Here is an 18,319-nt window from a genome sequence, read left to right as displayed (position 1 = left end):
ACTCAACCCGCCTCGGCCTCCAGCCGCGGCAATTGCGGCAGATCCGCCGCCACCTCCGCAATCATCCGCCGGATCCACATCACATCCGGCGCCGCATGGCAGCGCTCGTGCCACAGCTGGTAGAAGCGCATGCGCGGGAACGACACCGGTGACGGCACCATGCGGATCGGCAGGTATTGCGCGTAGTGCGCGGCAAACTGCCGGCCGGTGGTGAAGACCATGTCGGTCTTCATCAGCACATAGGGCACCAGCCCGAAGTACGGCAGCGTGACCTGGATATTGCGCTTGTAGCCTTGCTCGGCGAGCGCCTGGTCGATCATGCTGCGCTGCATCGACGCGTAGGGCGCCGGCGCCAGGTGGGGCATCTCCAGGTAGTGCTTGAGCGTCAGCCCCTTGCGCGCCAGCGGGTGCTGCGCGCCCAGCATGCAGACCACCTCGTCGTCGAACAGCGGCGAGATATGCAGGTGTTCCGGCGGCGACAGCCAGTTGCCGACCACGATATCCAGCTGTCCCTGCTCGAGGTCGTCGAGGAAGTCCGACGACGACGTCATCGGGTGCACGAACAGCTTGGCGCCCGGCGCCAGCCGGCGCACGCGCTCGACGATATTGGGCAGGAAGAAGGCATCCAGGTAGTCGGGCGCGCCGAGGTGGAAGGTGCGCGTGGTGGTGGCCGGGTCGAACTGCTGCGGCGGCCGCGCGATGCGGTCCATCGCCGCCAGGCTCTGCTCGGCCAGCGCCAGCAGCTCGCGGCCGCGCTCGGTCGGCACCATGCCGTTTTTGCCCCGCACCAGAATGGCGTCGCCGGTGATCTCGCGCAAGCGCTTCAGGGTATTGCTGATGGCGGGCTGCGACTGGCCCAGACGCACGGCGGTGCGGGTCACGCTCTGCTCGGTGAGCAGGGTGTGGAGCACCCGCAGCAAATAAGTATCGAGATGGTCGCGTCCGTGCATGGCGATGGCGGCCCGCCGGCGGAGCCGGATGGGTGGCGTGGGGGATGGGAACGGCGCATAGTGTATGACAGGCACCCCACAAACGGTCAAATCACCCCTCCCTCGGGGGACGCCGCCTGGTGCGGCGGCGCACCGTCCGAGGTGCCCGCTGATGGGGCATATCACCTGGGCCGAATATTGCATGAAAGGCCTGGGTGCTATGTTTCCGCCATCACCAAGAGAGAGAAGACCATGGAGACGCAAACCATCCGCTTTTTCCATCGCGGCCAGGTCAAGGAAGTATCCGAAGCCCCCATTAACCGCACCGTGCTGCAGTACCTGCGCGAGGACGCGCGCTGCACCGGCACCAAGGAAGGCTGTGCCGAAGGCGACTGCGGCGCCTGCACCGTCGTGATCGGCGAGCTGCAGGACGGCGGTGACGTCGAATTCAAGGCCGTCAACGCCTGCATCCAGTTCCTGCCCACGCTCGACGGCAAGGCCCTGATCACGGTCGAAGACCTGCGCCAGGCCGACGGCAACCTGCACCCGGTGCAGGAAGCCATGGTCGAATGCCACGGCTCGCAGTGCGGCTTCTGCACTCCCGGCTTCGTGATGTCGCTGTGGGCGCTGTACCAGCAGCACACGCCGGGCGGCGCGGCCCCGTCGCGCCAGACCATCTGCGACGCACTGACCGGCAACCTGTGCCGCTGCACCGGCTACCGCCCGATCATCGACGCCGGCGAGCGCATGATGGCCCTGCCCGCCCCCACCGCGGACAAGCTCAACCCGAAGCAGATCGCCGACACCCTGCGCAACCTCAAGCGCGGCGAGACCTTCCGCTACCGCGCCCAGGGGCAGGAGTTCCTTGCCCCGCGCACCGCGGCCGAATTCGGCGCGATCAAGGCAGCGCAGCCCGATATCCGCATCCTGGCCGGCAGCACCGACGTGGGCCTGTGGGTCACCAAGCAGTTCCGCGAGCTGGGCAACCTGCTCTACGTGGGTCAGGTGGAAGACCTGAACCGGATCGAACAACGCGACGGCATGATCGAGATCGGCGCGGCAGTAACGCTGGAAAAGGCCTACGCCGCACTGAACGCCGCGCATCCCGAGCTCGAAGAACTGTGGAAGCGCTTCGCCTCGCTGCCGATCCGCAATGCCGGCACGCTGGGCGGCAATATCGCCAACGGCTCGCCCATCGGCGACTCGATGCCGGCGCTGATCGCGCTGGGCGCGGAAGTGGTGCTGCAGCACGGCGAGACGCGCCGCACGCTGCCGCTGGAAGACCTGTACCTGGCGTACCAGAAGACCGCGATGCAGCCGGGCGAGTTCGTCGCCGCGCTGCGCGTGCCGGTGGCCGGCCCGCAGCACTTCCGCACCTACAAGCTGTCCAAACGCTTTGACGAGGACATTTCCGCCGTGTGCGCCGCGTTCGGCATCACCGTGCAGGACGGCATCGTCACGCAGGCCCGCATCGCCTTCGGCGGCATGGCGGCAACGCCCAAGCGTGCCGCCGCGACCGAGGCGGCGCTGACCGGCCAGCCGTGGAACGAAGCCACCGCGCGCGCCGGCATGGCCGCGCTGGCGCAGGACTACACGCCGCTGTCTGACATGCGCGCGACCGCTTCGTACCGCAGCCGCGGTGCCGCCAACCTGCTGTACCGGTTCTGGCTCGAAACCAGCGCCAACGCGCTGCCCGCCGCAGCCGTCAATGTCCGCGCGCTCGGCGCCGGCGCCACCGAAACCGCCACGGCCTGAGCCAGAGAGAACAAGGAAAGCATCGGCATGAACAAGCAAACCGAACCCTTCCTGCTCGACGCCGCCGCCGAACAGGTACCGCAGGTCGGCATCTCGCGTCCGCACGAATCCGCCCACCTGCACGTGGCCGGCACCGCGACCTACACCGACGATATTCCCGAGCTGGCCGGCACGCTGCACGCCGCGCTCGGCATGAGCACCCGCGCGCACGCGCGCATCAAGTCGGTCTCGCTCGACAAGGTGCGCGCCGCGCCGGGCGTGGTCGACGTGCTGACGGTGGACGACATCCCCGGCACCAATGACTGCGGCCCGATCATCCATGACGACCCGATTCTGGCGCGCGGCGTGGTGCAGTTCGTCGGCCAGCCGGTCTTTATCGTGGTGGCGACCTCGCATGACGCCGCCCGCCGCGCCGCCCGCCTCGGCGTGATCGACTACGAAGACCTGCCGCCGGTCCTGTCGCCGCAGGCCGCGCACGAGGCCGGCAGCTATGTGCTGCCGCCGATGCACCTGACACGCGGCGAACCCGCCGCGCGCATTGCCGGCGCGGCCCACCAGGACAGCGGCACGATCCACCTGGGCGGCCAGGAGCAGTTCTATCTCGAAGGCCAGATCTCGTACGCGGCCCCGCGCGAGAACGACAGCATGCAAGTGTGGTGCTCGACCCAGCACCCCACCGAAATGCAACACGCCGTGTGCCATATGCTGGGCTGGCAGGCGCACCAGGTGCTGGTGGAATGCCGCCGCATGGGCGGCGGCTTCGGCGGCAAGGAATCGCAGTCGGCGCTGTTCGCCTGCTGCGCCGCGCTGGCGGCCTGGAAGCTGATGTGCCCGGTCAAGCTGCGCCCGGACCGCGACGACGACATGATGATCACCGGCAAGCGCCATGACTTCGTGTTCGACTACAGCGTCGGCCACGACGACGAAGGCCATATCGAAGGCGTCAAGGTAGAGATGGTGTCGCGCGCGGGCTTCTCGGCCGACCTGTCGGGCCCGGTGATGACCCGTGCCATCTGCCACTTCGACAACGCCTACTGGCTGCCGAACGTGCAGATCGACGGCTACTGCGGCAAGACCAACACGCAGAGCAACACCGCCTTCCGCGGCTTCGGCGGCCCGCAGGGCGCGTTCGCGGTCGAGTACATCCTGGACAATATCGCCCGCACGGTCGGCAAGGATTCGCTCGACGTGCGCCGCGCCAACTTCTACGGCAAGACCGGCAACAACGTCACGCCCTACGGCCAGACCGTGGAAGACAACGTCATCCACGAGCTGATCGACGAACTGGTGGCCAGCAGCGAATACCGCGCCCGCCGCGAGGCCACGCGCGCGTTCAACGCCAGCAGCCCGGTGCTGAAGAAGGGCATTGCCATCACCCCGGTTAAGTTCGGCATCTCGTTCAACGTGGCCCACTTCAACCAGGCCGGCGCGCTGGTGCACGTCTACAACGACGGCTCGGTGCTGGTCAACCATGGCGGCACCGAAATGGGCCAGGGCCTGAACACCAAGGTGGCGATGGTGGTGGCGCACGAACTGGGCATCCGCATGGAACGGGTGCGCGTGACCGCGACCGACACCAGCAAGGTGGCCAATACCTCGGCCACCGCGGCATCGACCGGCGCCGACCTGAACGGCAAGGCCGCACAGGACGCCGCGCGCCAGATCCGCGAGCGCCTGGCCGCGTTTGCCGCGCGCAAGGCCGGCGTGGAGCCGTCCGAGGTGCGCTTCAACGACGACCTGGTCAGCGCCGGCGAACTGCGCCTGTCGTTCGGCGGCCTGGCGCGCGAAGCCTACGTGGCGCGCGTGCAGCTGTGGTCCGACGGCTTCTACACCACGCCCAAGCTGCACTGGGACCAGAAGACGCTGCAGGGCCGCCCGTTCTACTACTTTGCCTACGGCGCCGCATGCTCCGAGGTGCTGGTGGACACGCTCACCGGCGAATGGAAACTGCTGCGCGCCGACGCGCTGCACGACGCCGGCCGCTCGCTGAACCCGGCGATCGATATCGGCCAGGTCGAAGGCGCCTTCATCCAGGGCATGGGCTGGCTGACCACCGAGGAACTGTGGTGGAACAAGGACGGCAAGCTGATGACGCACGCCCCGTCCACGTACAAGATCCCGACGGTCAACGACTGCCCCGAGGAATTCAACGTGCGCCTGTTCCAGAACCGCAACGTCGAGGACAGCATCCACCGCTCCAAGGCGGTGGGCGAGCCGCCGCTGCTGCTGCCGTTCTCGGTGTTCTTCGCGATTCGCGACGCCGTGGCCGCGCTGGGCGACTACCGCATCAACCCGCCGCTGAAGGCGCCAGCCACCAGCGAGGCGATCCTCGATGCCGTCGATGCCGTGCGTGCGGCGGCGGGGCAAGGGGCTGCTCGGGTGGCTGCTCCCGCAGCCTGAACGGTGGCAAGGAAGCGCGCGCCTGCGGAGGCCCCGGACTTTCCCCTCTCGACTGCGTTGACAGGCGAGGGGCCGGCGGAAGAAGCAGGCGCGCGCCACCACTGACACAAGCGATACCACCAGCGATACCACGCATCACCACAAGGCCCCCGACCATGCAGGACTCACCGCTCAAACCCTTCCGCTTCGCCGACGCCGCCCGCATGGTGCGTGCCGGGGTGCCGGTGGCGATGGTCACCATCGTCGAGGTCAAGGGCTCGGCGCCGCGCGAGGCCGGCATCCGCATGCTGGTGAGCGCCGACGACCTGGTCGGCACCATCGGCGGCGGCCATCTGGAATGGCGCGGCATGGACATCGCCCGCGAGATGCTGGTGCGCGGCGAGCCGCGCCGGATCGAGCGCATTCCGCTGGGGCCCGCGCTGGGGCAGTGCTGCGGCGGCGTGGTGCAGCTTGCCTTCGAAGTGCTGGGCCAGGCCGACCTGGCCTGGCTCGATGCGGTCGAGCGCAATTTCGCCGCGCAGCGTGCGCTGCAGCGGCAGGTACCGGCCCGCGGCGCGGTGACCTTTTGCGACAGCCGCGCGGTGCTCGCCGGCGTGGAGCTGCAAGCGGACGGCAGCTGGACCGACACGCTGGTGCCCGACACCATGCACGTGGTGCTGTTCGGCGCCGGCCACGTCGGCCATGCGCTGGTCAAGGTGCTGGCCACGCTGCCGTGCCGCGTGCACTGGGTCGACGAGCGCGACACGCTGTTCCCCGGCGGCCTGCCCGACAACGTCGAGGCCGAGGCCAGCGACACGCCCGAGGCGGTGGTGGCGCAGGCGCCGGCGGGCAGCTACTTCCTGGTGATGACCCACAGCCATGCGCTGGACCAGACCCTGTGCGAGGAAATCCTCAAGCGCACCGACTTTGCCTACTTCGGGCTGATCGGTTCCAAGACCAAGCGCGCGCGCTTTGAACACCGCATGGCCGAGCACGGCATCGACCCGGCCAGGTTTGCGGAAATGACATGCCCCATGGGGGTTCCCGGGATCACCGACAAGGCTCCGGCTATGATTGCGGTTGCCATCGTCGCCCAGCTGCTCCAGGTCCGCGAACAGCGCCTTGCCGCGCTGCGTGCGGGCCGCACGGAGGCGGTGCATCCCTGAACCCGTGCCGCCGGTGCTGCCGGCCGGCACAGAAAAGCCCAGAAACGAGGCCCCCATGACCATCGATGCCGCGCTCGCGGAACAGATCCGCCGCACCCCCAAGGCCGAACTGCATGTGCATATCGAAGGCACGCTTGAGCCGGAACTGATCTTCCGGCTGGCGCAGCGCAACCAGGTGGCGCTGCCCTACCCCAGCGTCGAAGCACTGCGCGCCGCCTACGCCTTCACCGACCTGCAGTCGTTCCTGGACATCTACTACGCCGGCGCCAGCGTGCTGCTGACCGAGGAAGATTTCTTCGACATGACCATGGACTACGTCAAGCGCGCCGTCGCCGACAACGTCCGCCACGCCGAGATCTTCTTCGATCCGCAGACCCATACCGCGCGCGGCGTGCCGATCGGCGTGGTGATCGACGGCATTGCCGATGCCCTGGCGCAGGCCCGCACCGAGTACGACTTCTCGAGCAGCCTGATCCTGTGCTTCCTGCGCCATCTGTCGGAGGAAGACGCATTCGCCACGCTGGAAGCGGCGCTGCCGTATCGCGACCGCTTCGTCGGCGTCGGGCTCGACTCGTCGGAAAAAGGCAACCCGCCCGAAAAATTCGCGCGCGTGTTCGCCCGGGCGCGCGAGCTCGGCCTGCACCTGGTGGCGCACGCGGGCGAGGAAGGTCCGGCGCAATACGTGACCGATGCGCTCGACATCCTCAAGGCCGAGCGCATCGACCACGGCGTGCGCGCCATCGACGATGCCGCGCTGGTCGAGCGCCTGGCGCGCGAGCGCGTGGCGCTGACGGTGTGCCCGCTGTCGAACGTCAAGCTCAAGGTCTACCCCGACCTGCGCGACCACCCGCTCAAGCGCATGCTGGACGCGGGCGTGGCGATCACCCTGCATTCGGACGACCCGGCCTACTTCGGCGGCTATATGAATGCGAACTGGGAAGCCACCTTCGACGCGCTGCCGCTGGACGCGGCCGACGCGCACAAGCTGGCCCGCAACAGTTTTGAAGCGGCCTTCCTGCCTGCCATGCAGAAGGCCGAGTTCCTGGCGGAGGTCGACCACTTCTGGTCCGCTCCGCCCAAGTCCCCGCCCGCGACGGCCCCCGCGGCCTGATCCCGGCGCATGCCAATAGACCGGCCTGCAGCTTGCACCATGCGGTGCCGCGCGGGCCGGCCACGAGAGACAAACCATGACGACCCGCCCCACCACTGACTCCCGTACCCGCGCCATCCGCGGCCGCGTGCTGCATTTCCTGCGCGACCCGCAATTCCATGAGGACGCGTATCAGTATTGGGACGACGGGGTGCTGATCGTCACCGACGGGCGCATCGCCGCCGCCGGCGACTACGCCCAGCTGGCCGCGCGCATCCCTGCCGGCGCCGAGGTCATCGACCACCGCGGCAAGCTGATCGTGCCGGGCTTTATCGACACCCACGTGCACTACCCGCAGACCGACATGATCGCGTCGCCGTCGCCGGGGCTGCTGCACTGGCTCGACACCTACACCTTCCCGGAAGAGCGCCGCTTCGCCGATCCCGACTACGCGCGCGGCGTGGCCGGCTTCTTTACCGAGGAACTGCTGCGCAACGGCACCACCAGCGCGGTGGTCTGGAGCACGGTGCACAAGGCCTCGGCCGACGCCCTCTTTGCCGAAAGCGAGGCGCGCAACCTGCGCATGGTCACCGGCAAGGTGATGATGGACCGCAACTGCCCCGAATTCCTGCGCGACACCGCCGAAAGCGGCGCCCGGGATTCCGCCGACCTGCTGTCGCGCTGGCATAACAAGGGCCGCCTGTCGTACGCGATCACGCCGCGCTTCGCGCCAACCTCGACCGAGGCGCAGCTGGCCGCCTGCGGCGAACTCGCGCGCGCCTATCCGGACGCGTTTATCCAGACCCACGTGGCGGAGAACCGTGACGAGGTCAAATGGGTGGCCGAGCTGTTCCCGGACGCGCGCAGCTACCTGGACGTCTACGACCGCTATGGCCTGCTGCGTCCCGGCGCCATGTACGGCCACGCCATCTACCTGGACCAGGACGACCGCCGCCGGCTGGCCGACAGCGGCGCCGCGGTGGCGCACTGCCCGACTTCCAACCTGTTCCTGGGCAGCGGCTTCTATGACTTCCACCAATCCGATGCCAACCGCCTGAACGTGACGCTGGCCACCGACGTCGGCGGCGGCACCTCGTTCTCGATGTTCCGCACCATGAACGCCGCGCACAAGGTGGCACGCATGGGCGGCTACTACCTGACCGCGCTGCGCATGTTCTACCTCGCCACCCGCGCCGCGGCCGAGGCGCTGGGCTGGACCGGCCGCGTCGGCAGCTTCAGCGAGGGCTGCGAGGCTGACTTCATCGTGCTCGACCCCAAGGCCACGCCGCTGATCGCACGCCGCAGCAACCGCTCGGAAACGCTGGAAGAAGAGCTGTTTGCCTTCGCCATGCTGGGCGACGACCGCGTGATCGACAGCGTCTACGTGATGGGCGAGGCGGCCACCGTCCCGGCAGCCTGATCCGCCACACTTCAACATCCCTGGCCCGCCGCACCCGCGGCGGGCACGCCTCTACCGCTTCCGCCGTCCCACCGGCTTGACGACCGTCAAGACTGCCTTCGACAAAGCCTTCTAACCTTGCGGTTCCGCCGCGGTCACTCTGCCTTGCCGCGCACTAAATACCGATCGACCGCAATCAGAAGGTTCTGCATGACCGCATATCAATCCGCTCAATCCGTCGAGCCCGCCCCCGGGCACGCCCAGGCGCATCCCGGCGCGCGCGCCCATGCCCCGCACCAGGCTCCGCTGCCTGAACCGATCGCGCCGGACGCGCCGCTGCCGTCGCGCAAGATCATCCGCGGCTGGCTGATCCCGCTGGGCCAGCGCAGCACGCCGCGCGCACTGATGCTGTTCGCCTTCGATTACCTGCTGTTCGGCGCCGTGCTGGCCGGCGTGGTGCTGGCACCGCACTGGGCCGCCAAGCTGGCGCTGGGCGTGCTGGCCGGGCTGGTGATCGCGCGCCTGTTTATCATCGGCCACGATGCCTGCCACCAGAGCCTGACTCCGCGCCGCGGGCTGAACAAGTGGCTGGGCCGGCTGACCTTCCTGCCGTCGCTGACGCCGTACAGCCTGTGGGAAGTCGGCCATAACGTGGTCCATCATGGCTACACCAACCTGAAGGGCTTCGACTTCGTCTGGGCGCCGTATTCGCTCGACGAATTCAACGCGCTGCCGCGCTGGCGCCGCGTGATGGAGCGCATCTACCGCACCGGCTTCGGTCCGGGCCTGTATTACCTGGTCGAGATCTGGTGGTGCAAGCTGTTCTTCCCCAGCAAGCGCCAGATGGCCACGCGCCGGTCGATCTTCACCGGCGACTGCGTGCTGGTGGCGGCGTTCGGGCTGGCCTGGATCGGCGCGCTGGTCGGCCTGGCGCTGGCCACGCAGCAGTCCGTCTGGATGCTGGTCGGCGCCGGCTTCGTGCTGCCCTTCCTGGTGTGGAACGTAACCGTCGGCTTCGTGCTGTACGTGCACCATACCCACACCAGCGTCGCCTGGTACGACACCAAGGCGATGTGGGCCAGGGCCCAGCCGTTCGTCTCGACCACCGTGCACCTGCGCTTTCGCCATGGCATCGGCGCGGCGCTGCACCACATCATGGAACACACCGCGCACCACGTCGACATGAGCGTGCCGCTGTACCGCCTCAAGCGCGCGCAGGCGCTGCTGGAGCATGCGCTGCCGGGCCGCATCATCATCGAGAACTTCTCGTGGCGCTGGTATTTCGACACGGCGCGCCGCTGCAAGCTCTATGACTTCAAGGCGCTGTGCTGGACCGATTTCCGCGGCCGCCAGACCAGCGAGAACGCGCCGGTACCGGCCTGATCGCCTTGCCGGCCGCGACGGCGGTGGACGATCCACCGCCGTCGCGGTTATAATCGCCGCTTCCATTGGGGAGTAGCCGCCCTGCTCTCGCCGCGCCGCGCAATGCGGACTCCGGCAGACAGGGGCGTACGTCAACAGACTTGACCGCTTGCGGTTATGGCGTGCGCAGCTCCGGACCCGCCTGGCCAGACCGGCCCAGGCAGCGTCCATGCCTGGCGAGACCGATGACCATCCTTTTCTGGCCGGGCCGGGAAAGGGTTGCGTCATTGGCATCTCGCGATGCATTGCGGCCCGGTTACCCCACAAGACCAATATGGAAGCCTTCCTCGTCTCCACAGGCATCGTCGCTCTCGCAGAAATGGGCGACAAGACGCAATTGCTGTCGCTGGTGCTGGCCGCGCGCTACCGCAAGCCGGCGCCCATCATCCTCGGCATCCTGATCGCCACCCTGTTCAACCACGGCTTCGCCGGCGCGCTCGGCGGCTGGATCACGCACGTGGTGGGCGAAAGCCTGCTGCGCTGGATCCTCGGCCTGGGCTTTATCGCGATGGCCGCATGGATGCTGATCCCCGACAAGTTCGACGACGCCGAGCAGGCCAAACCGGTCAAGGGCTTCATCGGCATCCTCGGCACCACCCTCGTCGCCTTCTTCTTTGCCGAGATGGGTGACAAGACCCAGATCGCCACGGTGGCGCTGGCGGCGCGCTTCAGCGATGCGGTGCTGGCGGTGGTCATGGGGACGACCTTCGGCATGATGGTCGCCAATGCGCCGGCTGTGTTGCTGGGGGACAGGTTCGCCAACAAGATGCCGATCGGATTGGTGCACAAGATTGCAGCGGGGATCTTTCTGGTGTTGGGGGTGCTGGCGTTGTTGAATATCGGAGGATAAGCGTCAGGCATAAAAAAAAAACGGGGCACAAGGCCCCGTTCAAACCCTCGCCGGTCCGGTACTGACGGCTGCCAACCGCTCAACCCTCCGGACCGTCGATCACCGATGCTCGGATTTCTCGGGCCGGCTCCGCAAGAGCCAGCCCCACTGTTTCTCAGTTCAGAAACACGTTAATTCGTAGTCTTGGCACCGCCTTCGAACCACTGCCCCAGCAGCGCGCGCTCGTCGTCGGTGATCTGCGTCACGTTGCCCAGCGGCATCGCCTTCTGCTGCACCGCCTGCTGGTAGATCAGCTGGGCGTGGGCCTTGATGTCCTCGGGCGTCTCGAGCTTGATGCCCTTGGCCGCGGTCGGCATCATCTTCGGCTGCTCGGCATGGCACTGCACGCAGCGCGCGTTCATCACTTCCTGCACCTTGGCGAAGCTGACCGCCGCGGCGGCCTCGCCATCGGCCTTGGCCACGGCCGGGCGCGGCTGCGGCGCGATCATCACGGCGACAACCCCCAGCGCGGCGACGCCGGCTGCAGGCCACAGCACGTTGATCTTGCCCTTGTGCTTCAGGATGAAGAACTGGCGGATCAGCACGCCCGACAGCATGATCAGGATCAGCACCACCCAGTTGTACTTGTGCGCGTAGGTCATGCTGTAGTGGTTCGACAGCATCGCGAACAGCACCGGCAGCGTGAAGTAGGTGTTGTGCACGCTGCGCTGCTTGCCGCGCTTGCCGTGGATCGGGTCCACCGGCTGGCCGGCCTTCAGTGCCGCGACCACCTTGCGCTGGCCCGGGATGATCCACGCCAGCACGTTCGCGCTCATGATGGTCGCGATCATCGCGCCGGTCAGCAGGAACGCCGCGCGGCCCGAGAAGATATGGCAGGCGACGTAGGCGGCGGCAGCGATGTAGATCGCCACCAGGATGCCGACCAGGCGGTCGTTCTTGTTGAACAGGCGGCAGATGCTGTCATAGACGATCCAGCCGATCAGCAGGTACGACACCGCAAAGCCGACCGCCGCGCCGGGCGACATGTCGAACACGTTCTTGTCGATCAGGAACGTGCTGGCGTTGAACAGGTACAGCACCACCAGCAGCGCAAAGCCGCTCATCCAGGTGGAATACGACTCCCAGTAGAACCAGTGCAGGTTCTCCGGCAACTGCTTGGGCGCGGTCAGGTACTTCTGCGGGTTGTAGAAGCCGCCGCCGTGCACCGCCCACAGCTCGCCGTCGACACCCTTCTCCTTCAGGTCCGGCGCGGTGGGCTTGGTCAGGCTGTTGTCCAGCCACACGAAATAGAACGAAGAGCCGATCCATGCGATGGCGGTGATGACGTGCACCCACCGCAGCAGCATATTGGCCCAGTCGAGGATATAGCCTTCCATGTCTTGTCTCCTGTTTCCCTATGCCACCGCGTCAGCTGCCGCGGTAGGTCGAGTACGACCAGGGCGAAACCAGGAGGGGCACGTGATAGTGCGCGTTGACATCGGCAATGCCGAAGCGCAGCGGCACCACGTCCAGGAAGGCCGGCTCGGGCAGTTTCACGCCCTGGGCGCGGAAATAGTCGCCGGCGGCGAATTCCAGCTCGTACACGCCCGCGGCGAGATCGGCCCCCTCCAGCAGGGGCTGGTCGCAGCGGCCGTCGTGGTTGGTGACCACGGTCTTGAGGGTTTCGCGACGATTGTCGACAATTTTATGGAGAGTAATCGACATGCCCTGCCCGGGCGTGCCCGCAGCGGTGTCGAGAACATGGGTGGTCAAGCGTCCCATCGTATTTGTCCTTTTGCGATTGGGTTGTGAGGGGCGCCGCTGCCTTCACTAGCACCATATGTGGGAATGGTGCCCGCTCGGTACGTCTGGTAACGCATCCCGGCGCTGGGTTGGTGCGTGGCGACAATGCGCCTGCACTTCCCCGTTGGCAATTCAGGGATTTCCCTGAGTTGTCGAAAACCTGAGTTGGTTTTGTTGACAATATTGAGGCCGTAACCAAATAATTGTCAACAATTTTTGGATCACCGTACCCTGATACGCAGGATTTACGGTGCCATGCCTGACCTGCCGGTGCCACGATGTCCAAGAGCCTGAAGCTGATTGCCGCCAACGCCGAATCCAAGGCCCAAGCCGAGGCCGGCGAGCCGACCGAGATCCCGGGCAAGCCCGCCAAGCCTGCGCGCAAGGGCTCGGTCGAGGAGCGCATGTACCACGAGATCTACGACGCGATCATGGAGCACCGGCTGCCGCCGCGCACCAAGCTCACCGAGCATTCGCTTTGCGAGATCTATGCCACCGCGCGCCACACCGTGCGCAAGGTGCTGTCGCACCTGGCGGCCGACGGCATGGTCGACCTCGAGCCCAATCGCGGCGCCTTTATCGCCAGCCCGTCGACCGACGAGGCGCACGACATGTTCGAGCTGCGCCAGATGCTGGAGCGCGCGGTGCTGGAAAAGCTGGCCGCCATGCCTGACGTCAAGGCCGTGATCGCGCCGCTGCGGCAGATGGTGGCCAGCGAGCGGCAGGCCTTCCTGACGCACGACCGTCCCAAGTGGATCCGCCTGTCCGCCGAATTCCACACCGCGCTGGCGGAACTGTCGGGCAATGCGCTGCTGGTCAACATGATGCGCCGCCTGGTGTCGCGCACCACGCTGATGATTGCCAGCGTGGAAGCACCGGGCAACAACGCCTGCTCGTTCGACGAGCACGAAGAAATCCTCGACGCCCTGGAACAGGGCAACGCCGCACTGGCCCAGTCGCGCATGGCGCACCACCTCGGCGCCTGCGCCGACCGCGTGCAGCCGGACGAACCGGGCAGCTTCGATCTTCGCAGCGTGCTGGGCCGCTCCACCTAGCACGGTGTTCCCGTCACGCCCCCGCAAGAAGAAGGCAGCAGGCCAGTCGTCAGTACCGCGCCCAGGCAGTGCAAACGAGAGCGCGGCGACGGCAGGCCCATAACAACACCGACCAAACTGCCGGCACGGACGTGGCGTTCCCATCAAACCAAAGGAGAGGAGACGCACCAATGAATTCCGCAAGCACCACGGTCCCGACGGACCTCACCAACGAGCGTTTGCCTTCCGGGCGCCTGCTCGCGCTCGGGTTGCAGCACGTTCTGGTGATGTACGCCGGCACGGTTGCCGTGCCACTGATCGTGGGTGGCGCGCTCAAGCTGCCCAAGGACCAGCTGGCCTTCCTGATCAACGCCGACCTGTTCGCCGCCGGCCTGGCCACGCTGATCCAGGCCATCGGCTTCTGGAAGTTCGGCATCCGCCTGCCGGTGATGATGGGCGTGACCTTCGCCTCGGTGGCGCCGATGATCGCCATCGGCACCGATCCCAATGTCGGCCTGCTCGGCATCTACGGCGCGGTGATCGCATCCGGGATCTTCGGCATCCTGATCTCGCCGATGATGGGGCGCATGCTGGGATTGTTCCCGCCGGTGGTGACCGGCACCGTGATCACGCTGATCGGCGTGTCGCTGATGCGCGTGGCCATCAACTGGTCGGCCGGTGGCCAGCCCACCACGCGCGCCGTCATCGACGGCGTCGTCAAGGAAGTGCCGAACCTGGCCTATGGCGACCTGGCCAACCTTGGCATCGCCGGCCTGACGCTGATCACCATCCTGCTGCTGACCAAGTACGGCCGTGGCCTGGTCGCCAACTGCGCGGTGCTGCTCGGCATCATCATCGGCACGCTGGTGGCGATGGGCCTGGGCAAGGTGTCGTTCGACGGCCTGGATGAAGCCAGCTTCGTCGCCGTCATCACGCCGCTGCATTTCGGCATGCCGACCTTCGAAGTGACCGCGATCCTGTCGATGTGCATCGTCATGCTGATCACGCTGGTGGAGTCGACCGGCATGTTCCTGGCGCTGTCGGACATCACCGGCAAGAAGCTGAGCAACGAGGACCTGACCCGCGGCCTGCGCGCCGACGGCCTGGGCACGGTGATCGGCGGCATCTTCAACACCTTCCCCTACACCTCGTTCTCGCAGAACGTGGGCCTGGTGACGGTGACCGGCGTGCGCTCGCGCTACGTCGCGGCAGCGGGCGGCATCATCCTGATCGCCTTCGGCCTGTTTCCCAAGATGGCACACGTGGTGGCCTCGGTGCCGCAGTTCGTGCTGGGCGGCGCCGGCATCGTGATGTTCGGCATGGTCGCCGCGACCGGCATCCGCATCCTGGGTTCGTGCGATTTCAACCGCAACCGCCATAACCTGTTCATCGTCGCCATCTCGATCGGCTTCGGCATGATCCCGACGCTGGCGCCGACGTTCTTCCAGTACCTGCCCAAGTGGACCGACCCGTTCACGCACAGCGGCATCGTGCTCGGCACCATCGTGGCAGTGGCGCTGAACCTGTTCTACAACGGCATCCAGTCGCGCGAAGAGGCCATGCGCAACGCCGCGGCCAATTCGCACGGCACCGAGTAATCGAAGTACCGGCAAGGCTGGGCCGGCCCGCAGGGACCCGGCCCCGAAGCAGTACCGGCGCCGCCGCCGGCACCACTGGCATGCTCATTGCATGACGGTCGGCGCCTGCGGCGGGACGGCGGTGCCGGGTGGTTTCCTGAAGCAAGCAACGACACATGACAAACGATAACTATCCACGCGATCTCATCGGTTACGGCGCCCGCCCGCCGCACGCCCGCTGGCCGGGCGGCGCGCGCGTCGCGCTGCAGTTCGTCCTCAACTACGAAGAAGGCGGCGAGAACTGCGTGCTGCACGGCGACGCCGCCTCCGAGCAGTTCCTCTCCGAGATCGTCGGCGCCGCGGCCTACCCGGACCGCCACATGAGCATGGAGGGCATCTATGAATACGGCTCGCGCGCCGGCGTCTGGCGCATCCTGCGCGAATTCGAAAAACGCGGCCTGCCGCTGACCATCTTCGGCGTGTCGATGGCGCTGCAGCGCCATCCGGAACTGACCCGGGCCTTCGTCGAACTGGGCCACGAGATCGCCTGCCACGGCTGGCGCTGGATCCACTACCAGAACATCGACGAAGCCACCGAGCGCGAGCACATGCGCATCGGCATGCAGATCATCAAGGACCTGACCGGCTCGATGCCGCTGGGCTGGTACACCGGGCGCGACAGCCCCAACACGCGCCGGCTGGTGGTCGAGCATGGCGGCTTCCTGTACGACTCGGACTACTACGGCGACGACCTGCCGTTCTGGACCGAGGTCGAAGTCAGCGGCGGCGAGAGGAAGCCGCACCTGGTGGTGCCGTACACGCTGGATTCGAACGACATGCGCTTCGCCACGCCGCAGGGCTTCAACACCGGCGAGCAGTTCTTCCAGTACCTGAAGGATGCGTTCGACGTGCTGTATGAAGAAGGCGATCCCGCGGGACAGGACAGCCCCAAGATGCTGTCAGTCGGCATGCACTGCCGCCTGCTCGGCCGCCCGGGCCGCTTCCGCGCGCTGCAGCGTTTCCTCGATTACGTGCAGGGACACGACAAGGTGTGGATCTGCCGCCGTGTCGATATCGCCCGGCACTGGGCCGCCACCCACCCCTACACTCCCCGGAATCAAGCATGAGCCAGACCTACACCATCGCCCAACTCAACACCATGCCGGTCGCCGAATTCGTGCAGGTGCTGGGCGGCATCTACGAACACTCCCCCTGGTTTGCCGAGACCGCCGCCGCGCAACGGCCCTTCGCCGATGGCGCCGCGCTGGCGCAGGCGCTGCGCCAGGCCGTCGATGAAGCTGGCGAAGCGGCGCAGCTGAAGCTGGTGCGCGCCCACCCGGAACTGGCCGGCAAGGCTGCCGTGCGCGGCGAACTGACCGCCGAGTCGACGCGCGAGCAAAGCGGCGCCGGCCTGAACCAGTGCACGCCCGAGGAGTTCGACCGCCTGCAGTCGCTCAACGCGGCGTACAACCAGAAGTTCGGCTTCCCGTTCATCCTGGCGGTGCGCGGCTACGACCGCCACGGCATCATCGCGGAGTTCGCGCGCCGCATTGAAAACACGCCGCAGCAAGAGTTGCAAACTTGCATCAACCAGATCCATCGCATTGCACAGTTCCGCCTCGACGACTTAGTATCCGCCTGAGAAAAAAAGCGTCACCTGTATAACAAAAACGCTGTACCCCGATGCCGCCGGCCCCCAATGCAACACCACACCGAGCCCACGCCAGGCGGCACGAATAAAAGCACAAAGACATTACAAGAACCCGTCAGGGACCCAGTACACAACGTTCCAAGCAGGATCAAAACCACGGAGGTCTAACAATGCAGAAGCAGTACAAGCCGGCGCTAAAGCTGGCGGCGGTAGCGGCTACCCTTTTTTCCGGCGCGGCGATGGCGCAGTCCAGCGTCACGCTGTACGGCCAGGCTGACATGTTCGTCGGCGCCGTGAAGAGCCCGGGCTCGGGCGAGCGCGCTTGGGTGGCCAATTCGGGCGGGATGCAGACGTCTTACTGGGGCATCAAGGGCACCGAAGACCTGGGCGGCGGCACCAAGGCCATCTTCGACCTGAACGGCTTCTTCCGTACCGACAGCGGCAACAGCGGCCGCTTCAACGGCGACTCGATGTTCAGCCGCAATGCCTATGTCGGCCTGCAGAACGACAAGGCCGGCACCATCAAGCTGGGCCGCAACACCACGCCGTACTTCATTTCGACCATCCTGTTCAACCCGCTGGTCGACTCGTACGTGTTCTCGCCGGCGATCTTCCACACCTACTTCGGCGCGGTCAGCGGCGCCGTCGCCGATCCCGGCATCATCGGCGACTCGGGCTGGAACAACTCCGTGGTGTACAGCACGCCAAACTTCGGCGGCCTGACCGCCAACTTCATCTACGGCTTCGGCGAGCAGCCGGGCGCCGCGGGCAAGCAGAAGTTCGGCGGCAACGTCCTGTACTTCAACGGCCCGTTCGCCGCGACCGTGGCCTACCAGCAGGTGCGATTCAACAGCGTGCCGACCGACATGTCCGACATCGGCCTGTCGCGCCAGGACGCCGCACAGATCGGCCTGTCCTATGACTTCAAGTTGGTCAAGCTGTTCGCGCAGGGCCAGTACATCAAGACCCGCGCCACCACCGCGCCGTCCGGCGACATCAAGCACATCGACGGCCAGTTCGGCGCCTCGGTGCCCATCGGCGCCGGCAACCTGCTGGCTTCGTATGCCTACGGCAAGGTCGACAACTCGCTGGGCGATTTCAAGCGCAATACCTTTGCCGTCGCCTACGACTACAACCTGTCCAAGCGCACCGACGTGTACGCCGCCTACTACTACGACAAGATCACCGGCATCGAGCACGGCGATACCTTCGGCGTGGGCGTGCGCCACAAGTTCTGATGCGCTGAGCGCGTCACCGGCAGCACTGGAGCCCGCCTTTCGGCGGG

General features: G+C 66.6%; 15 protein-coding genes and 1 riboswitch. Of the genes, 12 read left to right on the top strand and 3 right to left on the bottom strand.

The window, feature by feature from the left end; genetic code table 11:
• Positions 1 to 2 precede the first annotated feature (2 nt).
• Positions 3 to 950 carry a LysR substrate-binding domain-containing protein gene (locus CBM2588_RS06150; protein WP_010809162.1) on the bottom strand — a complete coding sequence of 316 codons (948 nt, stop codon included), beginning with the start codon at positions 948 to 950 and terminating at the stop codon, positions 3 to 5.
• Between the two features lie 231 nt (positions 951 to 1,181).
• Here CBM2588_RS06150 and xdhA point away from each other — a divergent pair, with 231 nt between their 5' ends.
• The 7 genes from xdhA (at position 1,182) to CBM2588_RS06115 (ending at position 10,990) form a co-directional block, all read left to right on the top strand.
• A complete protein-coding gene (gene xdhA / locus CBM2588_RS06145; protein WP_115679800.1) occupies positions 1,182 to 2,684 on the top strand; it encodes a xanthine dehydrogenase small subunit in 1,503 nt (500 codons plus the stop codon).
• A 27-nt stretch (positions 2,685 to 2,711) separates the two neighbouring features.
• The gene (gene xdhB / locus CBM2588_RS06140) at positions 2,712 to 5,084 is read left to right on the top strand and encodes a xanthine dehydrogenase molybdopterin binding subunit (protein ID WP_115679799.1); all 2,373 of its coding nucleotides are present in this window, start codon (positions 2,712 to 2,714) and stop codon (positions 5,082 to 5,084) included.
• Positions 5,085 to 5,239: 155 nt separating this feature from the next.
• Entirely contained in the window at positions 5,240 to 6,229 is a 990-nt protein-coding gene (xdhC, locus tag CBM2588_RS06135) for a xanthine dehydrogenase accessory protein XdhC (protein ID WP_115679798.1), read from the top strand.
• 55 nt (positions 6,230 to 6,284) lie between these two features.
• Positions 6,285 to 7,340: an adenosine deaminase gene (locus CBM2588_RS06130; protein WP_115679797.1), complete on the top strand. Its 1,056-nt coding sequence runs from the start codon at positions 6,285 to 6,287 to the stop codon at positions 7,338 to 7,340.
• A gap of 76 nt (positions 7,341 to 7,416) precedes the next feature.
• Positions 7,417 to 8,739 (top strand): guanine deaminase, encoded by a 1,323-nt coding sequence (guaD, locus tag CBM2588_RS06125; RefSeq protein ID WP_115679796.1) that lies wholly within the window; start codon positions 7,417 to 7,419, stop codon positions 8,737 to 8,739.
• 189 nt (positions 8,740 to 8,928) lie between these two features.
• Positions 8,929 to 10,101, top strand: coding sequence for a fatty acid desaturase (locus tag CBM2588_RS06120; protein WP_115679795.1), 1,173 nt, complete (start codon positions 8,929 to 8,931; stop codon positions 10,099 to 10,101).
• Positions 10,102 to 10,150: 49 nt separating this feature from the next.
• A riboswitch (yybP-ykoY riboswitch) is annotated at positions 10,151 to 10,387 on the top strand.
• Positions 10,388 to 10,414: 27 nt separating this feature from the next.
• On the top strand, positions 10,415 to 10,990 hold the full coding sequence (locus CBM2588_RS06115; RefSeq protein ID WP_115679794.1) for a TMEM165/GDT1 family protein: 576 nt from the start codon (positions 10,415 to 10,417) through the stop codon (positions 10,988 to 10,990).
• Between the two features lie 170 nt (positions 10,991 to 11,160).
• Here CBM2588_RS06115 and CBM2588_RS06110 read toward each other — a convergent pair whose 3' ends face one another.
• Positions 11,161 to 12,366, bottom strand: coding sequence for a urate hydroxylase PuuD (locus CBM2588_RS06110; protein WP_111519529.1), 1,206 nt, complete (start codon positions 12,364 to 12,366; stop codon positions 11,161 to 11,163).
• Positions 12,367 to 12,397: 31 nt separating this feature from the next.
• Positions 12,398 to 12,751: a hydroxyisourate hydrolase gene (uraH, locus tag CBM2588_RS06105; protein ID WP_012352291.1), complete on the bottom strand. Its 354-nt coding sequence runs from the start codon at positions 12,749 to 12,751 to the stop codon at positions 12,398 to 12,400.
• Between the two features lie 299 nt (positions 12,752 to 13,050).
• On the opposite strand from uraH, the gene CBM2588_RS06100 reads away from it, so the two are divergent.
• From CBM2588_RS06100 to CBM2588_RS06080, 5 genes are all read left to right on the top strand, one after another.
• Positions 13,051 to 13,827 (top strand): GntR family transcriptional regulator, encoded by a 777-nt coding sequence (locus tag CBM2588_RS06100; protein WP_115679793.1) that lies wholly within the window; start codon positions 13,051 to 13,053, stop codon positions 13,825 to 13,827.
• 170 nt (positions 13,828 to 13,997) lie between these two features.
• Complete coding sequence (locus tag CBM2588_RS06095) at positions 13,998 to 15,404, top strand: nucleobase:cation symporter-2 family protein (protein WP_115679792.1); 1,407 nt, start codon at positions 13,998 to 14,000, stop codon at positions 15,402 to 15,404.
• 155 nt (positions 15,405 to 15,559) lie between these two features.
• Positions 15,560 to 16,510, top strand: a complete 951-nt coding sequence (gene puuE, locus CBM2588_RS06090) for an allantoinase PuuE (RefSeq protein WP_115679791.1) — start codon at positions 15,560 to 15,562, stop codon at positions 16,508 to 16,510.
• Positions 16,507 to 17,025: a 2-oxo-4-hydroxy-4-carboxy-5-ureidoimidazoline decarboxylase gene (uraD, locus tag CBM2588_RS06085; RefSeq protein WP_092308361.1), complete on the top strand. Its 519-nt coding sequence runs from the start codon at positions 16,507 to 16,509 to the stop codon at positions 17,023 to 17,025. Before puuE ends, uraD begins: the two co-directional genes overlap by 4 nt.
• Positions 17,026 to 17,204: 179 nt before the next feature.
• Positions 17,205 to 18,272: a porin gene (locus CBM2588_RS06080; RefSeq protein ID WP_115679790.1), complete on the top strand. Its 1,068-nt coding sequence runs from the start codon at positions 17,205 to 17,207 to the stop codon at positions 18,270 to 18,272.
• The last annotated feature ends 47 nt before the right edge of the window (positions 18,273 to 18,319 follow it).

It is taken from the genome of Cupriavidus taiwanensis, from assembly GCF_900250075.1.
GTDB lineage: Bacteria > Pseudomonadota > Gammaproteobacteria > Burkholderiales > Burkholderiaceae > Cupriavidus > Cupriavidus taiwanensis_C.
This window is presented reverse-complemented; position numbering and strand designations above follow the sequence as displayed.

Excerpts from the sequence above, each read along its gene's own strand:
- CBM2588_RS06110 (WP_111519529.1), bottom strand. The coding sequence starts at position 12,366 with ATGGAAGGCTATATCCTCGACTGGGCCAATATGCTGCTGCGGTGGGTG.
- uraH (WP_012352291.1), bottom strand. The coding sequence starts at position 12,751 with ATGGGACGCTTGACCACCCATGTTCTCGACACCGCTGCGGGCACGCCC.
- xdhA (WP_115679800.1), top strand. The coding sequence starts at position 1,182 with ATGGAGACGCAAACCATCCGCTTTTTCCATCGCGGCCAGGTCAAGGAA.
- CBM2588_RS06100 (WP_115679793.1), top strand. The coding sequence starts at position 13,051 with ATGTCCAAGAGCCTGAAGCTGATTGCCGCCAACGCCGAATCCAAGGCC.
- CBM2588_RS06150 (WP_010809162.1), bottom strand. The coding sequence starts at position 950 with ATGCACGGACGCGACCATCTCGATACTTATTTGCTGCGGGTGCTCCAC.
- xdhB (WP_115679799.1), top strand. The coding sequence starts at position 2,712 with ATGAACAAGCAAACCGAACCCTTCCTGCTCGACGCCGCCGCCGAACAG.
- CBM2588_RS06120 (WP_115679795.1), top strand. The coding sequence starts at position 8,929 with ATGACCGCATATCAATCCGCTCAATCCGTCGAGCCCGCCCCCGGGCAC.
- uraD (WP_092308361.1), top strand. The coding sequence starts at position 16,507 with ATGAGCCAGACCTACACCATCGCCCAACTCAACACCATGCCGGTCGCC.
- CBM2588_RS06115 (WP_115679794.1), top strand. The coding sequence starts at position 10,415 with ATGGAAGCCTTCCTCGTCTCCACAGGCATCGTCGCTCTCGCAGAAATG.
- CBM2588_RS06080 (WP_115679790.1), top strand. The coding sequence starts at position 17,205 with ATGCAGAAGCAGTACAAGCCGGCGCTAAAGCTGGCGGCGGTAGCGGCT.
- xdhC (WP_115679798.1), top strand. The coding sequence starts at position 5,240 with ATGCAGGACTCACCGCTCAAACCCTTCCGCTTCGCCGACGCCGCCCGC.
- puuE (WP_115679791.1), top strand. The coding sequence starts at position 15,560 with ATGACAAACGATAACTATCCACGCGATCTCATCGGTTACGGCGCCCGC.
- CBM2588_RS06130 (WP_115679797.1), top strand. The coding sequence starts at position 6,285 with ATGACCATCGATGCCGCGCTCGCGGAACAGATCCGCCGCACCCCCAAG.
- CBM2588_RS06095 (WP_115679792.1), top strand. The coding sequence starts at position 13,998 with ATGAATTCCGCAAGCACCACGGTCCCGACGGACCTCACCAACGAGCGT.
- guaD (WP_115679796.1), top strand. The coding sequence starts at position 7,417 with ATGACGACCCGCCCCACCACTGACTCCCGTACCCGCGCCATCCGCGGC.